16 protein-coding genes and 1 tRNA gene are annotated in these 17,704 nt (G+C 59.0%); 10 read left to right on the top strand and 7 right to left on the bottom strand.

Annotated features, from left to right (window positions below):
• Positions 1 to 267 precede the first annotated feature (267 nt).
• The 8 genes from B3397_RS02395 to B3397_RS02360 all read left to right on the top strand — a co-directional run bounded on the left by B3397_RS02395 (position 268) and on the right by B3397_RS02360 (position 10,769).
• Complete coding sequence (locus B3397_RS02395; RefSeq protein WP_296246913.1) at positions 268 to 2,421, top strand: type I secretion system permease/ATPase; 2,154 nt, start codon at positions 268 to 270, stop codon at positions 2,419 to 2,421.
• Positions 2,411 to 3,787 (top strand): HlyD family type I secretion periplasmic adaptor subunit, encoded by a 1,377-nt coding sequence (locus B3397_RS02390; RefSeq protein ID WP_296246912.1) that lies wholly within the window; start codon positions 2,411 to 2,413, stop codon positions 3,785 to 3,787. The genes B3397_RS02395 and B3397_RS02390 overlap by 11 nt, the downstream gene beginning before the upstream one ends.
• A 645-nt stretch (positions 3,788 to 4,432) precedes the next feature.
• Positions 4,433 to 5,581, top strand: coding sequence for an acyltransferase family protein (locus B3397_RS02385; RefSeq protein WP_296246910.1), 1,149 nt, complete (start codon positions 4,433 to 4,435; stop codon positions 5,579 to 5,581).
• Positions 5,582 to 5,700: 119 nt separating this feature from the next.
• Positions 5,701 to 6,153, top strand: coding sequence for a MarR family winged helix-turn-helix transcriptional regulator (locus B3397_RS02380; protein WP_296246960.1), 453 nt, complete (start codon positions 5,701 to 5,703; stop codon positions 6,151 to 6,153).
• Entirely contained in the window at positions 6,150 to 8,240 is a 2,091-nt protein-coding gene (locus tag B3397_RS02375; protein WP_296246908.1) for an FUSC family protein, read from the top strand. The genes B3397_RS02380 and B3397_RS02375 overlap by 4 nt, the downstream gene beginning before the upstream one ends.
• Entirely contained in the window at positions 8,237 to 8,446 is a 210-nt protein-coding gene (locus B3397_RS02370) for a DUF1656 domain-containing protein (RefSeq protein ID WP_296246906.1), read from the top strand. Before B3397_RS02375 ends, B3397_RS02370 begins: the two co-directional genes overlap by 4 nt.
• Positions 8,443 to 9,333, top strand: a complete 891-nt coding sequence (locus B3397_RS02365; RefSeq protein ID WP_296246904.1) for an HlyD family secretion protein — start codon at positions 8,443 to 8,445, stop codon at positions 9,331 to 9,333. The genes B3397_RS02370 and B3397_RS02365 overlap by 4 nt, the downstream gene beginning before the upstream one ends.
• A complete protein-coding gene (locus B3397_RS02360) occupies positions 9,330 to 10,769 on the top strand; it encodes an efflux transporter outer membrane subunit (RefSeq protein WP_296246903.1) in 1,440 nt (479 codons plus the stop codon). Before B3397_RS02365 ends, B3397_RS02360 begins: the two co-directional genes overlap by 4 nt.
• A gap of 207 nt (positions 10,770 to 10,976) precedes the next feature.
• Here the strand turns inward: B3397_RS02360 and B3397_RS02355 are convergent, their stop codons facing one another.
• The 4 genes from B3397_RS02355 to B3397_RS02340 all read right to left on the bottom strand — a co-directional run bounded on the left by B3397_RS02355 (position 10,977) and on the right by B3397_RS02340 (position 13,700).
• Entirely contained in the window at positions 10,977 to 11,972 is a 996-nt protein-coding gene (locus tag B3397_RS02355; protein ID WP_296246901.1) for a zinc-binding alcohol dehydrogenase family protein, read from the bottom strand.
• Positions 11,973 to 12,071: 99 nt separating this feature from the next.
• Positions 12,072 to 12,986: a bestrophin family protein gene (locus B3397_RS02350; protein WP_296246899.1), complete on the bottom strand. Its 915-nt coding sequence runs from the start codon at positions 12,984 to 12,986 to the stop codon at positions 12,072 to 12,074.
• 256 nt (positions 12,987 to 13,242) lie between these two features.
• Positions 13,243 to 13,319 (bottom strand) — tRNA-Arg (locus tag B3397_RS02345).
• 204 nt (positions 13,320 to 13,523) lie between these two features.
• The gene (locus B3397_RS02340; protein WP_349679013.1) at positions 13,524 to 13,700 is read right to left on the bottom strand and encodes a helix-turn-helix transcriptional regulator; all 177 of its coding nucleotides are present in this window, start codon (positions 13,698 to 13,700) and stop codon (positions 13,524 to 13,526) included.
• 232 nt (positions 13,701 to 13,932) lie between these two features.
• Between B3397_RS02340 and B3397_RS02335 the strand changes: the two genes are divergently transcribed.
• A complete protein-coding gene (locus B3397_RS02335; protein WP_296246897.1) occupies positions 13,933 to 14,337 on the top strand; it encodes a hypothetical protein in 405 nt (134 codons plus the stop codon).
• A gap of 35 nt (positions 14,338 to 14,372) precedes the next feature.
• Here B3397_RS02335 and B3397_RS02330 read toward each other — a convergent pair whose 3' ends face one another.
• Positions 14,373 to 15,245: a hypothetical protein gene (locus B3397_RS02330; RefSeq protein WP_296246895.1), complete on the bottom strand. Its 873-nt coding sequence runs from the start codon at positions 15,243 to 15,245 to the stop codon at positions 14,373 to 14,375.
• A 510-nt stretch (positions 15,246 to 15,755) separates the two neighbouring features.
• Here B3397_RS02330 and B3397_RS02325 point away from each other — a divergent pair.
• Positions 15,756 to 16,226 carry a hypothetical protein gene (locus B3397_RS02325; protein WP_296246893.1) on the top strand — a complete coding sequence of 157 codons (471 nt, stop codon included), beginning with the start codon at positions 15,756 to 15,758 and terminating at the stop codon, positions 16,224 to 16,226.
• A 10-nt stretch (positions 16,227 to 16,236) separates the two neighbouring features.
• Here B3397_RS02325 and B3397_RS02320 read toward each other — a convergent pair whose 3' ends face one another.
• Together B3397_RS02320 and B3397_RS02315 are read right to left on the bottom strand one after the other, a co-directional pair.
• Positions 16,237 to 16,713 carry a hypothetical protein gene (locus B3397_RS02320; RefSeq protein ID WP_296246891.1) on the bottom strand — a complete coding sequence of 159 codons (477 nt, stop codon included), beginning with the start codon at positions 16,711 to 16,713 and terminating at the stop codon, positions 16,237 to 16,239.
• Between the two features lie 264 nt (positions 16,714 to 16,977).
• On the bottom strand, positions 16,978 to 17,703 hold the full coding sequence (locus B3397_RS02315) for a hypothetical protein (protein ID WP_296246889.1): 726 nt from the start codon (positions 17,701 to 17,703) through the stop codon (positions 16,978 to 16,980).
• Position 17,704 lies beyond the last annotated feature (1 nt).

Here is a 17,704-nt window from a genome sequence, read left to right as displayed (position 1 = left end):
GTGACGAAACTTTTGCACCGTATGCCTGATCGTTGGCGATGAATTCAGGATGAAGAGAAAAGTGATTCATTATTGAAACACTTTTTAAACGCTTCGACGCTTGAGGGGCAAAAAAGTGCCGTTCAGCGGCTGCTATGAAAAAGCCATCACCGGACAGGGCGTCTGGCATCCGTTGTGCAAAAGCAACCAAAACGCCGCTGGAACGGGCGTAATGAACTGATTCTTGACGGAATCGAGGTGTTCAATGAGTGATAAGAGAGTGTCAGCGTGGATTCGGAATTAACTTCGGTACAACTCAGCCAGGATCCGCGGGCCCAGCACGACGATCCGCTGCTCGATGGGCTGCTGACACTGTGCTCACTGCACCACAAGCCCGCCAGTCGGGCCATGCTGACCACCGGCCTGCCACTGCCTGCGCAGCGTCTGACGACTGACCTGCTGCCGCGGGCGGCCGCGCGAGCAGGTTTGCAAGGGCGGGTATTGCAGCGAAAGCTGGAGACCATTCCGGCCATTGCATTGCCGGCCATGTTGATTCTCAAGGACGCCCGCTGCGCCGTGCTGCTGGGTTGGGAAGGTGATACCGCGCGCCTGCTGCTCAGTGAGAGCGACGGCGGCGAGGTGCGTGTCGCACGCGACATCCTCACCCAGGATTACGCTGGCAAGGTGTTCTTCGCCCAGCCCCAGCACAAATTCGACGTTACCAACGGATCGATGATCCCGCGTGCCAAATCCTGGTTCCGCGACACCTTGAAGCGTTCCCGTTGGCTGTACGCGGACGCCATTGCCGCCAGCCTGGTCATCAACCTGATCGCCCTGGCTGCGCCCTTGTTCGTGATGAACGTGTACGACCGGGTAGTGCCCAATCAGGCCACCGCTACGCTCTGGGTGCTGGCGGTGGGTATCTGTGGTGCCTACCTGTTTGACCTGTTGCTCAAGGGCATGCGCAGCCTGTGCCTGGATCTGGCTGGCAAGAAGACCGACCTGATCATTTCGGCAACGTTGTTCGAGCGTATCGTCGGCATGTCCATGAAGAGCCGCCCGGCGCGGGTCGGCAGCTATGCTCAGAACATCCATGAATTCCAGGGCATGCGTGATTTTCTCACGTCGTTGACCCTCACCAGTCTGATCGACCTGCCGTTCACCATCTTGATTCTGGCGGTGATTGCCCTGTTGGGCGGGCATCTGGTGTGGATTCCAGTGATTGCCTTCCCGTTGGCACTGGGTATCGGACACTTCCTGCAGAAACCCCTGACCCAGACGCTGGAGCGCACCATGGCGCTGGGCGCCGAGCGCCAGTCGAGCCTGATCGAAACCCTGGGTGGCCTTGACGGTGTGAAGGTCAACAATGCCGAGAGTGAGCGCCAGTATCAGTGGGAGCAGACCATTGGTACGCTCAGCCGCCTGGAATTGCGGGTCAAGACCCTATCCAGCCTGGCCATGAACATCACCCTGCTGATTCAGCAGCTGGCTGGCGTGGCGATGATCATCTTCGGCGTTTACCAGATCATCGACGGTAACCTGAGCATGGGTGGCCTGGTAGCGTGCTATATGCTGAGCGGCCGCGCGTTGGGCCCGCTGGCGCAGTTGTCCGGGTTGTTGACCCGTTATCAGCAAGCCAAGGTCACCATGGTTTCGGTGGACCAGATGATGGAGCTGCCGCAGGAGCGCAATTTCGATGAGCGGCCGCTCAGCCGCCAGGTGCTTCAGGGGGCCATGGAATTTCGCAATGTCGACTTCACTTATCCCGAGCAGCAGAACCAGGCTTTGCATGGCATCAATCTGACCGTGAGACCGGGCGAGAAGATCGGCATCATCGGCCGCAGCGGTTCCGGCAAGAGTTCGCTGGCCAAGCTGTTGGTGGGGCTGCATCAGCCAGATGCTGGCTCGCTGCTGGTGGACGGCGTGGATATACGCCAGATCGACGTCAGCGAACTGCGCCACAACATTGGCTACGTGCCACAGGACATTCAACTGCTGGCCGGCACCTTGCGTGACAACCTGGTGTCAGGCGCGCGCTATGTCGACGACGAAATGGTGTTGCAGGCTGCCGAGCTGGCGGGCGTGCATGAATACGCTCGGTTGCATCCCCAGGGCTATGAACTGCAGGTAGGTGAGCGCGGGCGCAACCTGTCGGGCGGGCAGCGGCAGAACGTGGCGCTTGCCCGGGCACTGCTGCTCAATCCGCCCATCTTGTTGTTGGACGAACCCACCAGCGCCATGGACAACACTGGCGAGGAGCGCCTGAAGGCGCGTCTGCAAGCCGTTATCGAGAGCAAAACCGTGATTCTAGTAACGCACCGTGCCTCGCTGCTGAGCCTGGTCGACCGTTTGTTGGTGATCGACCGTGGCCAGATTCTTGCCGATGGTCCCAAGGCGGCCGTCATGGAAGCGCTGAAGAAGGGGCAGATCAGTGTTGCTTAAATCCGGTTCGGGCGGTTTCAAGGATTCCGTCTATCGCTACTTCAAGGGTTCCGACTCGCTCGACGGGCAGCCCTTGCCCGAGGTCGAGAAGGCGCTGATCGACGACGCACCGCGCATCGTCCGGCTGACCATCTGGGGCGTGATCGCGTTCTTCGTCTTCCTGGTGGGTTGGGCGCATTTCGCCGTCATCGATGAAGTTACCAAGGGCGACGGCAAGGCTATTCCTTCGTCGCGCCTGCAGAAGATCCAGAACCTGGAAGGCGGTATCGTCGCGCAGATCTATGTGAAGGAAGGCCAGATCGTCGAAGCCGGTGCACCACTGATTCGTCTGGACGATACCCGTTTTGCGTCCAATGTCGGTGAGACGGAAGCCGACCGCGTGGCGATGGAACTGCGTGTCGAGCGCCTGAGTGCCGAGGTGGAAGATCGCCCGCTGAAGATTACTGCCGAAGCCCGCAAGTCGGTGCCCAGCCAGGCGGCTAACGAAGAGTCACTGTTCAACAGTCGCCGTCAGCAATTGGCGGACGAAATAGGCGGGCTGCAGCAGCAGTTGGTACAACGCCAGCAGGAACTGCGCGAGTTCAGCTCCAAGGCCGAGCAGTACCGCAACAGCCTCAACCTGTTGCGTCAGGAGATCGGCATGTCCGAACCCCTGGTGGCCAAGGGCGCCATTTCCCCGGTCGAAGTGCTGCGCCTGCGCCGTTCGGAAGTGGAAACCCGGGGCATGCTCGACGGTACTACCCTGGCTATTCCCAGGGCCCAGGCCGCCATCGGCGAAGTGCAGCGCAAGATCGACGAGACGCGCGGCAAGTTTCGCAGTGATGCGCTGACTCAGCTCAACGAGGCGCGTACCGATCTGTCCAAGGCCCAGGCGACGGCCAAAGGCCTTGAGGATCGGGTGAGCCGCACCATGGTCACCTCACCGATGCGCGGCATCGTCAAGCAGGTGCTGGTCAATACCGTCGGCGGCGTGATCCAGCCTGGCAGCGACATGGTGGAAATCGTGCCGCTGGACGAGAACTTGTTGGTGGAAGCCAGGATTCGTCCACAGGACATCGCGTTTCTGCATCCGGGACAGAAGGCCATGATCAAGTTCACGGCCTACGACTACACCATCTACGGTGGGTTGGAAGGCACGCTGGAGCAGATCGGTGCGGACACCGTGCAGGACGAGGACAAGAAGAACACCTTCTATGTCATCAAGCTGCGCACCAACAAAAGCCACCTGGGGACGGATGAAAAGCCGTTGTTGATCATCCCGGGCATGGTCGCGTCGGTAGACATCATCACTGGCAAGAAAAGCGTGCTGAGCTATCTGCTCAAGCCCATTATCAAGTCCCGGGCCGAAGCGCTGCACGAGCGGTGAGTGGGTGATTGGGGTAGGGTAGGTGGGTTTGCGGGGGGATGGTCCCCTCACCCCAGCCCTCCCGGGCCGCCGTATCGCCCTTAGGGAGAGGGAGCTAAAAGCAGATCGCCGATAGTCGCAACACCACCGTACGGCTCCCTCTCCTCCAGGGAGAGGGCTGGGGTGAGGGGACCATCCCCCACAAATCCCAACCCTCACTCAACCTCAACCCCAACCAATCCAATCCCCCTCACCAACACCTGCAAACCAATGCCAAAAAGGCGTCAGCCTTAAAGTGACTGCAAATTGACTTAATTCTAAGTCTTTTAATATTTGTGCACCTTTTTTGACGCCGGCGCTGGTTTTTTTTCCGAAGACCTCATATAGTCGCCACGCTTCCGAACAACGCATTACTTCTGTTTCGAATGTAACCAGCGTACGCCTCCCTAAAGGGGCGCTGGCAGGAAGAAGTGTTGCCGCTGTAATAATCAGGCTGAACGAGAACTTACCAATTGCGACGTAATTAACGATCGCTGAAACTTCGTGCCTGAATAAAAATAACTAGTTGTTTTGCCGCTGCGCCAGCAGAGGCAGCACTGTGTCTGAGCAACTGTGCTCAGGGCTGCTCATCTCTTGTGGTTCACCACGAGTACATAGGGATCTTGTATGCAGCTGTTCACCGATGGTTCGAATTCGGTACTGGAAAAAAGCGCGGGTACTTCACCCAGGCATTCGTTGATCGACGTGGCCAAGGGCATGGGTATATGCCTGATCGTGATTGGCCATAATACCCTCTTCGATGTGTATTTTGGTCTGCTCTCCGATGTGCTGGCCTCCTTCAGGACACCGTTCTTCTTTTTCATTTCCGGCGTGACACTGAGCTTGACCCGTCGCTCGTGGCGCGCCGCTGTGCTGCTGCGCGCCGATGCCTGGCTCAAGCCCTGCCTGGTGGTGATCGTGGCGTTGGGTCTGATGAAGATCGTGCTGGGCAAGTCGAGCTTCGAGGGGCTGCTCACCAGTGCCATCTATGCCACGGGATTTACTTACTCCTGGCCACCCTTATGGTTTCTACCGCACATGTGGTTGGTGTATGCGTGCTGCTTTGCACTATTGATCAAGTGCCAGGTTTATTTAAAAGCGCGTTGGACGCAGGCCGGATGTTTCATCCTGATGACCATTGCCGGTTATTTCTGGCTGCAGTTATTCAGCAGTCCCCGTGAAGCAGGAGTGTGCGAAGCGCAGTCGGCCCTGACCTCACAGTTATTTACCTGTGGCCTGCCACTCAGCGCAGACTTGCTACTGGTCACCTCATCGTTCTTCATGTTGGGCTACTTCTTTTCGAATAACGTTAAGAACTTTCGCGGGATGCCGGGGCTGGGCATGGCAGCGCTGCTCGCTCTGGTCGCACTGGAATGGATATTCAAGTTGCGCACGGACCTCAATCACAGAGAGTACAACGGCATGCTGGTGTCGCCCGCCCAGGCATTGTTGGGCATCTTTGTAATGCTGCACGTGTGCGACGCCTTATCACGCTGGCGTGTGGCGGTACGCGTATTGAGTTACTTGGGCAGGATCAGCTTGTTCGTACTCATCTTTCATTCGCCGGTGGTCTATCTGATTACCCGCAACGGGCCGCGGTTGATCGACTCCGATGCGGTGGTCGGGACGTTGGCTTTCGTCGTGCCTATCCTGTTCTCGGCACTGGTTCACTACGCTTGCCAACGTCACCGAATCACCCGGGCACTGATGTTTCCCTACCAACGGCCGGCCGGCAGCGTGGTGGTCACTCAGGGTGTGGGCGCCTTGAAAGGGTGATGCTCGGCCGCTGACAGGCTGAGCCTATGGGGCCTGCATTTCGTCGCAGCACCTTGACGAAGGCCGCACGCTGAACGAATATAGATAGTTAGCAAACTATGAATATTCGTACGTCCTCGATGAATCTCGACAAACTCCAGCTCAGCACCAGCAGCGGTATGGTCAGTGCCTCACGCCATTGGCGGCGCATCTGCCAGACCACCCTGGCCAACTATGGCATTTCCGAAGCGTGCGCCGTGCCGCTGCTGCACATCGTGCGGCTGGGCGATGGCGTGCGGCAGGTGACGGTGGCCCACGCTGCTGGGCTGGAGAGCCCGTCGTTGGTGCGTCTGCTCGATCAACTCTGCGCGTCCGGCTTCGTGGTGCGCACCGAAGACACCACCGACCGCCGCGCCAAGGCCTTGAGCCTGACCGAAAGCGGCAGAGCCCTGGCCGAGTCCATCGAAGGTCAACTGGTTCGCCTGCGTCGCGAAGTGCTCAAAGGCATCCCACCCGCAGACCTTGAAGCGGCGTTGCGGGTGGTCAAGGCGTTCGAGGATGCCGGGCAGGGCGGCGGAGGGCTGACCTCGTGAAAGGTTTTTTCAGCGACGTGCCGCCGGCCCAGGACTGGTTCTATGGCGTGCGCACCTTTGCCGCTTCGATGATCGCCCTGTACATCGCCATGATCCTGCAGATGCCTCGGCCCTACTGGGCAATGGCCACGGTGTACATCGTCTCCAGCCCCTTCGTCGGACCTACCAGTTCCAAGGCGCTGTACCGGGCTGTAGGGACCTTCACCGGGGCCGCAGCAGCAGTGCTGTTCGTACCGCTCTTCGTGCAGACGCCGTTCCTGCTGGCCACGGTCATCGCTTTATGGACCGGAACCCTGCTGTACCTGTCGTTGCACCTGCGTACCGCCAACAGTTACGCCTTCATGCTGTCGGGTTACACACTGCCGCTGATTGCACTGCCGGTGGTGGATAACCCCACGGCAGTGTTCGACATCGCCAGCTCGCGCTTTCAGGAAATCTGTCTGGGCATTGTCTGCGCCGCAGTGGTGGGCGCGATGTTCTGGCCGCGGCGTCTGACCCCCGTGTTCGTCGGCGCTGCCGGCAAGTGGTTCACCGATGCTGCGGGCTACAGCGAGTGCTTTCTGGCCCGCGACGTCAAGGGCGAGGAAGTCGGCCCGTTGCGCTCGGCCATGGTGGCCAATTTCAACTCCCTGGAAATGATGATCGGCCAGTTGCCTCACGAGGGCGCGCGGCCGCAGTTGGTGCGCAATGCCGGCGAGCTGCGCGGGCGCATGATTCATCTGCTGCCTGTAATCGACGCCCTGGACGACGCGTTGTTCGCCATCGAGCGTCGTACCCCGGAACTGGTGGCGCGTCTGGCGCCGGTGCTGCAGCACGCGCGACAATGGCTCAAGGACAGCGTCGACGATCCCAGCCTGACGCGCTGGCAAGCGCTGCGCGACGAACTTGATGCCCTGCGTCCCACGCCTCAGCAATTGGACGATCGGCGTGAGCTGCTGTTTTCCAACGCGGTGTATCGACTCGGCGAGTGGGTCGACCTGTGGCAGGATCTGCGCAGCCTCGAACTGGCTATCAAGACTGATAGCCGCCTGCTCTGGCGTGCGGTGTATCGGCACTGGCGGTTGGGTCGGCTCAGGCCCTTCCTGGACCGTGGGTTGATGTTCTACTCGGTGTTCTCCACCGTCACTGCGATCATCGTCGCCTCGGTGCTGTGGATTCTGCTGGGTTGGACCGACGGTGCCAGCGCGGTGATCCTCGCGGCGGTGGCGTGCAGCTTCTTTGCCGCCATGGACGACCCGGCGCCGCAGATCTACCGGTTCTTTTTCTGGACGGCCATGTCGGTGGTGTTCGCCAGTCTGTATCTGTTCCTGGTGCTGCCCAACCTGCATGACTTTCCCATGCTGGTGCTGGCGTTTTCCGTGCCCTTCATCGTGGTGGGTACGCTGACCGTGCAGCCGCGGTTCTTCCTCGGCACCTTGCTGACCATCGTCAACACTTCGTCGTTCATCAGTATCCAGGGCGCCTACGACGCCGACTTTCTCAACTTCGCCAACAACAACCTGGCGGGTCCGGTCGGCTTGCTGTTCGCCTTCATCTGGACTTTGGTCTTCCGCCCCTTTGGCGTTGAGTTGGCGGCCAAGCGCCTGACCCGTTTCAGCTGGCGCGACATTGTCCACATCACGCGGCCGGCGAGTCTGGCCGAGCAGCGCGCCATGGGTGTGCAGATGCTCGATCGACTGATGCAGCATCTACCACGCCTGACCCTCACCGGACAGGACACCGGCGCGGCCCTGCGCGACGTACGCGTCGCCCTGAACCTGCTCGACATGCAAGCTTACATCCCGCGCGCACCGGTACTGGCGCGCCCCTTGTTGCTGCAGGTAGTGGCCGATGTGGGAGGGTATTTTCAGACTTGCCGCCAGGCCGGCGAACGTGTGGCCGCGCCCATGGGTCTGTTGATGACCATGGACCGAGCCCGCCGCGCCCTGAACGTCGAGGCAGCAGGCGACGGCGAAGAGGCCCGCGAACACTTGCTGCATGCATTGAGCGGTTTGCGCCTGGCGCTGCTGCCGGGTGTGGAAGTGGTCACTGAAGCGGGCGACGCCCAGGAACAGCCACCTTATGGTATCGACGGAGCCCCGCTGTGATTGGTGAACTGGATATAAGCGGGATCTTCCTGCCCACCGTGCTGGTGATGATGGTGTTCACCTACGGCCTGTTTCTGCTGCTGCACGGCGTGCTCAACCGTCTGCATTTCTATCGCCTGGTCTGGCACCGGGCTCTTTTCAACGTCGCTCTCTACGCTGTGCTGCTCGGCGCAGTGGACGCTATCTGCCGAACTCTGATGCTATGAAAAAACCGATCGTAACCTTTGGCCGTCTGGTCTTGACCCTGCTGTTCGTATGCCTGGCGGCATTCATCGTCTGGCGCATGGTGATGTACTACATGTTCGCGCCCTGGACCCGTGATGGCCACGTGCGTGCCGACATCATCCAGATCGCCCCGGACGTTTCCGGCCTGATCCAGCGTGTGGATGTTCACGATAACCAGCCGATCAAGGTCGGTGACGTGCTGTTCACCATCGACCAGGACCGCTTCCGGCTGGCCTTGCGCCAAGCCCAGGCCACCGTGGCCGAGCGCAAGGAAACCCTCGCCCAGGCCGAGCGTGAGCTCAAGCGTAACCGTGGCCTGGGCAATCTGGTGGCGCGCGAGCAACTGGAAGAGAGCCAGTCGCGGCAGATGCGTGCCCAGGCGGCATTGTCCGAAGCCCAGGTGGCGGTGGATGCTGCGCAGTTGAACCTGGATCGCTCGGTCATTCGCAGCCCGGTCGACGGCTTCATCAACGACCGTGCGCCGCGCCCTCGCGAATTCGTCACCGCGGGGCGCGCCGTGATGGCCGTGGTCGATGGCACCTCGTTTCATATTGACGGCTACTTCGAGGAAACCAAGCTGGGCGCCATTCGCGTCGGGCAGGCGGTGGATATCCGCATGATGGGTGACAACACCCGCCTGGAGGGCCGGGTACAGAGTATCTCCGCCGGTATCGAAGACCGCGATCGCAGCAGCGGCAGCAACCTGTTGCCCAACGTCAACCCGGCGTTCAGCTGGGTGCGCCTGGCGCAGCGTATTCCAGTGCGGATCACCTTCGAGAACCTGCCTGAGGGTTATCACCTGATTGCCGGTCGTACCGCGACCGTATCGATCATCGAAGACGGCGCGGTCGCAGGAGCCGCGCAATGAACACCGCCGTGAAGTTCGGCGCCATCGCCGCCGGCCTGTTGTTGTCGGCTTGTCAGATGGTCGGGCCCAACTACAGCACGCCCAGGGACGGCGCCGTGAATCGCCCGGACTTGCAAGGGCAGTTAGCCGATGGCGACAGCAATGTGGTATCGGCGCCGGTTCCGCAGGATTGGTGGAAGCTGTATCACGACCCCAGGCTGGATGAATTGGTACGCCAGGCCATGGCGTCCAACACCGACCTGCGGGTGGCCGCGGCTAACATTGCACGGTCCAGGGCGCAAGTCGAGCAGGCCGAGGCGCAAGGTGGCTTTGGTTTCAACGTCAAGGCCGAGGCGCAGCGCTTGCAGGAGTCGGGCGAAGCCTTCCTGATGACGGAAAAACTGCCTGTGGATAACCTCGGCAGTGCGTCTTTCAACCTGTCCTATCAGTTCGACTTGTGGGGAACACTCAAGCGCGGTATCGAGGCGGCCAAGGCCAATGCCGATGCGACCCAGGCCGCGGCGGACACGGCGCGTATCACCGTGGTGGCCGACGTTGTGCGTGCCTATACCCAGGTGTGTGCAGCCAACGAGGAGTACGAGATTGCTCGGCAGTCGCTGGAACTCCAGCAGGAAGGTGTGAGACTGACCCAGCGCCTGCGCGACGCCGGGCGTGGCGATGAAACCCAGGTCACCCGGTCGCAGACTCAGTTCAAGTCGTTACGCGCGGAACTGCCCCGTTACCAGGCAGCCCGTCAGACCGGTTTGTACAAGCTGTCGATGCTGCTGGCCAAGCCCGTGGCGCAGCTGCCAGCGGGTGTGGCCGATTGCGCCGAACTGCCGCACATCGCCCAGTTGATGCCAGTGGGCGATGGCGCAGCGTTGCTCAAGCGCCGTCCGGACATTCGTCAGGCCGAGCGCAAACTGGCGGCCGCCACCGCCAATATCGGCGTGGCGACCGGGCAGCTTTATCCGGATATCAGTATCGGTGCGACCGTAGGGACCGTCGGTATCCTCGATGACCTTGGCCGCCCGGCTACCAATCGCTGGGGCTTCGGGCCGCTGATCAACTGGAACATTCCTACCAACGGTTCACGGGCACGGATTCGTGAGGCCGAGGCATCGACCCAGGCAGCGCTGGCCAATTTCGATGGGGTGGTGTTGAACGCCATTCGCGAGACCCAGACCGGGCTGGCGCAGTATGCGGCGTTGCTGCAGCGCCGGGATGCCCTGGCCGATGCCGAGCAGTCCGCGCAGCAAGCAGCGGGTCAGACGCACCAGTTCTTCCAGGCGGGGCGCGAGTCGTTCCTGGCCGATCTGCAAGCCACGCGAGCCTACACCGATGTCCGTGGGCAGCTGGCGGCGGCCAATACCCAGGTGGCCATGGAGCAGGTGAACCTGTTCCTGGCTCTGGGTGGTGGTTGGGAGAGCGGACGGCAGGTGGCGGGCAAGCCCTGAGGATCTGCGGGGGCAGCGCCGGCCCTTCGCGGGCAGAGCCCGCTCCCACAGGGGTCTTCACATCGCTGGAGATCCGCTCATAGCCAGTCAATGCCCGTCAGATTCAGGCAGTACCCCACACCCTCTGTGGGAGCGGGCTCTGCCCGCGAAGGGGCCAGGCCAGTCGCACACATCAGCGCCGACCGGCCCCTGTGGCGATTCGTACCCTCAGAACCCCTCGAGCACGATCTTGCCCTTGGCCTTGCCGCTTTCGATCAATTGATGAGCGCGCTTCAGGTTAGTGGCGTTGATGGTCCCGTAGTGCTCGCCCAGGGTGGTCTTGAGTACGCCTTGGTCGATCAGATCGGCGACACGGTTGAGCAATTCGTGTTGCTTGATCATGTCCGGGGTGCCGAACAGCGAGCGGGTAAACATCAGCTCCCAATGCAGGGACAGCGCCTTGCGCTTCATCGGCACCACATCGAGGGTCTTCGGATCGTCGATCAGGGCCAACTTGCCTTGGGGCAGCAGGGCTTCGATCAACTGTTCGAAGTGACTGTCGGTGTGGGTCAGGCTGGCGACGTAGTCGACCTGGCCGACGCCAATGCCCTGCAACTGCTCTACCAGCGGCTGGCTATGGTCGATGACATGGTGGGCGCCCAGATCGGTGACCCAGGCGCGGGTCTGCTCGCGGGACGCGGTGCCGATCACGGTGAGCTTGGTCAGCTTGCGCGCCAGTTGGGTGAGGATCGAACCCACGCCGCCGGCGGCACCGATGATCAGCAGGCTCTGGCCTTCACCGGTGCCTTCGGCGACGCCCAGGCGATCGAACAGCAGCTCCCAGGCCGTGATGGAGGTCAAGGGCAGGGCAGCAGCGCTGGCGTTGTCCAGGCTCTTGGGTTTGCGACCGACGATACGCTCGTCCACCAGATGCAGCTCGCTGTTGCTGCCGGGGCGGTCGATGGCGCCGGCGTAGAACACGGTGTCGCCGGCTTTGAACAAGGTCACGTCGCTGCCGACCTCCTGCACCACGCCCACAGCATCCCAGCCCAGCACGCGGGGCTCGGTGACGGCGGCCCCGGTGCGAACCTTGGTGTCCACCGGATTGACCGAAATGGCCTGCACCTGCACCAGCAGGTCACGCGGGCCGGGAGTGGGGGTGGGCAGGTCGAGATCGGTGAGGACCTCGGGTGTGCCGTTCTGGCTGTAGGCGATAGCTTTCATGAAGGGCTCCTGATTGGAAAGATTTGGCTCACCGCCACCCCCGTATGAACTTGGAAGTGGCGGCGTTTGGACCGATGCCTTCGCGGCTGGATGCTGCTCCTAAAGGGGAGCGGGGTGAGGGGACCAGCCGCCATCGATATCCCCCTGCGCATCCCGCTGCATCGACTGCAGATTCTTTTCGATGTTCTCACACAACGCATCCATCTGAATCTGATGCTCGCTGACCCGAAACGGGCTCTGCAGATCGGTACCGATGCGCTCGATCGCCAGCAGCATGAACCCTACCACCGTCGACGCCAATGGCGTGAACCACTCCAGCGACTCCACCAGCCCGATCGGTACGATCAAGCAAAACACGGTGATGAACAGCCGCGGGAAATACACATACGGATAAGGCAACGGCGTATTGGCAATACGCTCCATGCCGCCCTGGCAGTTGGAGATGTCCACCAGCGTCGACTCCAGCCGTGCCAGACGAATGCTGTCCAGGCGCCCAGCCTTGTATTCCTTGGCCAGCAGCGCGGCCGAACCGGTGAGGATGTCATTGGAGAAGTTATTGGTGCTGTCGCGACGCCCGAATTCTTCGGCGGAAATGAACGCCGCCACTTCCGGCGGGCAAGGCGAATGTCGCACATGGGCGGCCAGGCAGTTCACATAGGCAACGTGTCTGCGCAGCAGCGTGGCCTTGACCGGGTTGATCTCATCTTCGTGATCGTCGATCAACGTCAGCACCTGACGGGCGAAGCTGCGTGACGCATTCACCAACAGGCCCCACAAGGTGCGTGCTTCCCACCAGCGGTTATAGGCGCTGCTGTTGCGAAAACTGATGAGCACGATCAGCGCCGAACCCAGCAGGGTCAACGGCATGATCGGCAAGCTGAGCTTGGCATTGAGAAACAGCATGAAATCGACCGTGACGGCGATGTCCCACAGCAGCAGCCAGAACAACGACCATCCCACGTAGCCCATGGTCTTGATGATCAAACGGTACTTCTTGGCAATGGCTTCTTTCATAGGCGGACCTCGGACGATGGGCTTGCCTAGGTCGGACGCCAGTCAGCCGACAAGGTTCGCCAGTCCGACGTTACGCCGTGTTGCAACTGCTACGCCCCCACAGATGCTTGCCCAGTGCGGAAACCGTCAGGTCGATTTTCAGGGAGCACATCTTCATGCAGCGCCGTCCCCGATGAAGCGGGAATAAGAGCTGCTCATAAAGGAAGGCAAAAAAAAACCCCAGGTTTTCACCTGAGGTTTTCTCTGTTTGAATCAATGGTGCACCAGGCGGGATTCGAACCCACGACCCCTGCCTTCGGAGGGCAGTACTCTATCCAGCTGAGCTACTGGTGCAACGCGGGCGCCATGATACCCATGTCGGGGGTGGGCGTCCAGCTAGCAGCAGTGGGTATGGAATTTGGTATCGGTGTCACACCTAGAGAGGCTTGTGGATGTCACACGACCTTAGCTATGCCGTTGACACAAAGCAAGATCATCCAGGGGTACGGTCGCGCCGTGGAAGCATACGAGAGTTCGCCCGTTGTGGTGTGTAACCGTCTATTCGATTAGAAGGTCGGCGGCTTTAACATTGAGAGCGTTCGCCAGTCGCCATATGTTATAGATCGTCAGATTTTTCTTGCCCCGTTCAAGCATTCCCACGTAGGTCCGGTGAACCCCCGCATGCTCTGCTAGGGTTTCTTGCGTCAGCCCAAGCTGTAACCTGCGTCGCTTCACGTTCGCGGCAAAAAATGGAAATAAGGGGGCATTGGCTTGGTGAAATAGGCATTCACCAAATGTCGCCGTTTACATACTGTGATTAGCATCTACTTTGCTACTGACGTCATCCCGAAGGCTATCTTTCACCGAAAAAGGAGCTACAAATGTTCAAGGAATCACCCTCATTAGCCTGCACCGCTGACTTGCTTGCATCACAGATATGGATTTCAGTGGCGCTGGAGGTGCTGGTATGAATGGTTGGCAAAGGGCGTGGATCGTGTGCTGTGTCGTACTCTTGTTGGTGCCGGTGTACCTCTATCGGACGTTTATCCCAACCGACGAACATCTCAATCAGAAGCATCAGGAAACGATCGACGAAAAGTTAGCCGAGATAAAGGTCATCCAGAGCCCTATACAGGGGTCCAATAGGTTGCTTAGAGAGGTGCTGGCACAGACCCCGGTGTCAGAGCGTCTGATTGAAATCGAGCAATCAAAAGCGAATCATGCTGAGTTCATGGACAAGGTCAGTAAGCAGCGGCCTGTCACTGTAGCCAAATTGACAGGCGGTTGGATTGCTCTCTGCGGGTTGCTGTACATCGCCGGGCTAGTCGGAGCTTGGATTGCTCGGGGGTTCAGAAAACCTCTGGCCGGATAGCAGCACGGGGGCACCGACGTCGATGCGAGGGGCGATCACAGCTGTTGTAATGGAGCTTGAAGTCGCTGGAATAGTCTTTCCTCCAGGTCCGTCAAGCCTTCGTTGTTATTCAAATACCGCTGATAGCGGAGATGTCTGAGGTCAAATGGGATGTCGTCACCGTTCTGCGTGATCAAAATCACTTCCTTGCCCAACGAATGCGCGATACCGATTTCGTAAAACACATTGGGATTACGGCCCGTGCAGTCGCAGATTACGAAGGCAGAACGGTCTATCAAGCTGATGACATCTTGGATTACGGCATGATTTTCCCAGATGCCATCAACCCGATCACACCTCATGTTCACGCGTTGAGCTGCCCTGCGAATAGCTTGAAAAACGCCTGAAAAGCTACTGTCAAAAGGCATCATGGCGGAGAGTTGGTCAAACTGTACGATACCCGATTCAGGGAGCGTGAAGACCTTCGGCGTCCGATCCCTCCCTGGTTGCGCGATGAACAGTGCCCGGTATAGGTTGAAGTCTTTGACGGCCCAGTGTGTCGTGGACAACTCTCCAAAACCTCGCCTGGGATTTGAAACGATCCCCAAATGATGTTCCATCCGAATCAACTCATTCTGGGGAATCGGCCTGACCTCCTGGTCGAAGCGATATTCGATCGCAACTTCCGTACCACTGGTACGAACGCTGAGGATAGTTCCTACCCTTGCCAGTTGGTCTGGGTAGTGCTGAGAGGTTTCCTGCACGAAAAGCGTAGGCAGCTCTTTAAGTGCATCGAAGTTCACGATACCGGACGGGGCAAACCTTGCCAGTACTTGATCCGAGCTGTAGCCGCTTTGCAGAACCCTGGACGAGGCGTAGGTCTTACGGGGCTGATCCCATGGGCTGGCGCTGACGAGGAGATTGAACATACGCGGCTTTCCGTAGGCTGAGTGGCTTTACAATATCATTGTCATGCTAGCGAGCATCGAGCGTGTGGATGGATTCACAACGATTGCAGCATGTCTATTGGTTACGACGGCACGACCCCACCTTACGCTCCATACCGCTTTATAGCTCCTGCGATGAGTTCTGAGGCGTCGTTGCCATATACCGCATACCTGTTCTTATCTCGTCAACTAACTCCTTAGCAGGGGTGGTAGGGCGGTCCGTTGGCTTGGGGCGTCGGGTCTAGGGTCCCGTTTTACACTCTTGATGGGCTGTAAGCGCTCGCCTGACAAGTGCTTTCGACCTCCGGAGGGCGATGTCACACGCCGTTCAAGCATCGATTTTGCTGCTGTAAGGCAGGAATTTTCGCCCTCATTTTAGAGTCACAGTGCCGGTAGATAGGGAACGTGCGACGTCAGGCCGGGTTGGCATGGGTGTCGTCCGTTATTTTCGAGCGAGCGCTTATCAAATGCGGGCGCATAGGGATAGCCGACATGAACATGAAAAATGCAGGGCTGGTAATCGGTGTTGTGGGATTCGTGATGCTGATGATGGCGATGTACATGGATACCAGCGTTCCGGTGAGCGATGTCTACATGTCATCTTCAACGGCAGGCATGCGGGTCCACAACGTCGGCCTCGTTTCTGAGAAGCAGAACTCTTTGATGCTGGCGATAGCATTCATCGTTGTCGGAGTCATGCTGTATGGATTCGGGTCTGTCGCGGCCACACGTCCTGCTCCAATCGCCGGATCTGACGTGCCCCTGGCTAAGCTCCCGGATCACATCAGCCCTGAAGATCTTATGAAGGCGATATCGATGGGAAATGTGAGCGAGGTGCGCCGGATCGTGGCTTCTGGCTTCGACATCACAAAGTCTAGTGGTGCGATGAGCTTCGTGGAGTACGCCGATTTCCACGATCAAGTCGAGATCAAAGAAATACTGCTGATGAAGCTCGGCCACTGACTCAGGGAAATTACGATTTAACTTGCGGTCGGAGATGCTTCGTCGTGACAAGGTTAGAGAGCATGCCGCCGAGCCATCCATAAGCGTACTGTAGCGCGCCTTTCAGGGAGTCTGGGCGACCGCCTGGGCGGGCCTCCGAGACGAGCTGGATGATGGTGTTGCGGCACCTAGAGTATTCTTCTTCAGAGGGCTCTACCGCATGCGCCATCAGGTTGCGCATCCGGTTCAAATTTCTCAGGACAGCCCATATCCAGTCGATGTCATGATCTGTGAGTGACCGAGCTAAAAGCATGGTCTGCTTGAATGTCAGTCGGGCTTCTCGTAGGTGCTTGGGATTTGGGACGACGGCGCCGCAGAAATCACGAAGCAATTCTTCGATGACAAGATGTACTTTGAGAATCACCATCCCTTCATCGGTGAGGGCGTCCAGATGCTTCTGGTTGAGTTCGGAGTGCTTGGCGCGAAAAGGGTCCATGTCTTTACCCATCAGTGACCTCACAAGGTAGTTTCGTAGGGGGGGGCTCAATGAGGAGCGGGGGCACCGGGATGGAATTGACTCGTGTTGATGGCTGTCGAGAGAAAGCTCAATCAACAATCGTAGCCAGCTAATGCCGCATTCGTGCTTGCCACTCTACGTAGGACATCGAGCTGGGCTCTGTGCTGCCATATGAGCTACAGGCGGTAGGTCGCGTCCCATCGCAGACCACAGATAGCAAAAAACCCGCCTAAGCGGGTTTTTTTTCATCGGCGATCAGCCGAAGATTTCATCCAGCGCAGCGTCAAGTCGTTTCTTGTCAGCATGCGTTGGCTGGTTATACATAGCATCACACGGTGCTTTCAGCGACACACTGCCGTTAGCAATGGATGTGACAATCTGTGCAACGCGGGCGTCGTTGGCGGCGGCTTCCTGCACTGTCACGGGCTTTTGGCTATTAGCGGTGAACATGACCATCCCCTTTTTGATGAACGCGGCTTTCAAATCTTTCACGTCAATCTGATCGTTTAGGTTGTGCTTGCCAGTGGAAAGTTCAAACATTTTGACCTCACCACCGCTAAAAACATCGAAACCTTTAGCTGTCTCGACGGCTCTCAGCGCGCAATTATTCGCCTGCCAGCATTGTGCTGCTGACCGTGCCCCAGAGCCTGCAAAACTCGTCGTTGGCGCTTCAGAATCAGGAAGCAGTATGTCCTGACCGTAATGGTAGACCAGTCGACCGCTATCTGCTTCGGCGATCAAAATCGCGATGCCTTCGATCTTAGGACGACCGTGCGACGACAGAGGTCCAGACCTCAAAAACGTTTTCCACAGCTGGATAATTTCAGAATCGCCTGCGAATAGGAAGACCTTTCCGCGCGCCTCTTCGATTTTATCGAAGCCTGTGTCATCAACGTACATGATCGCGAAATCTCTCTCGACTGACCATCGTGAATCACTGGTGATGAAGCCGGTGGTGCGGTCGTAGACGTTCGTGGTCATG

Origin of the sequence: Pseudomonas sp. UBA4194 (genome assembly GCF_002379585.1) — a bacterium.
Classification (GTDB): Bacteria; Pseudomonadota; Gammaproteobacteria; order Pseudomonadales; family Pseudomonadaceae; genus Aquipseudomonas.
The sequence above is the reverse complement of the archived record's forward strand: the minus strand, read 5'-3'. Positions and strand labels throughout refer to the sequence as shown.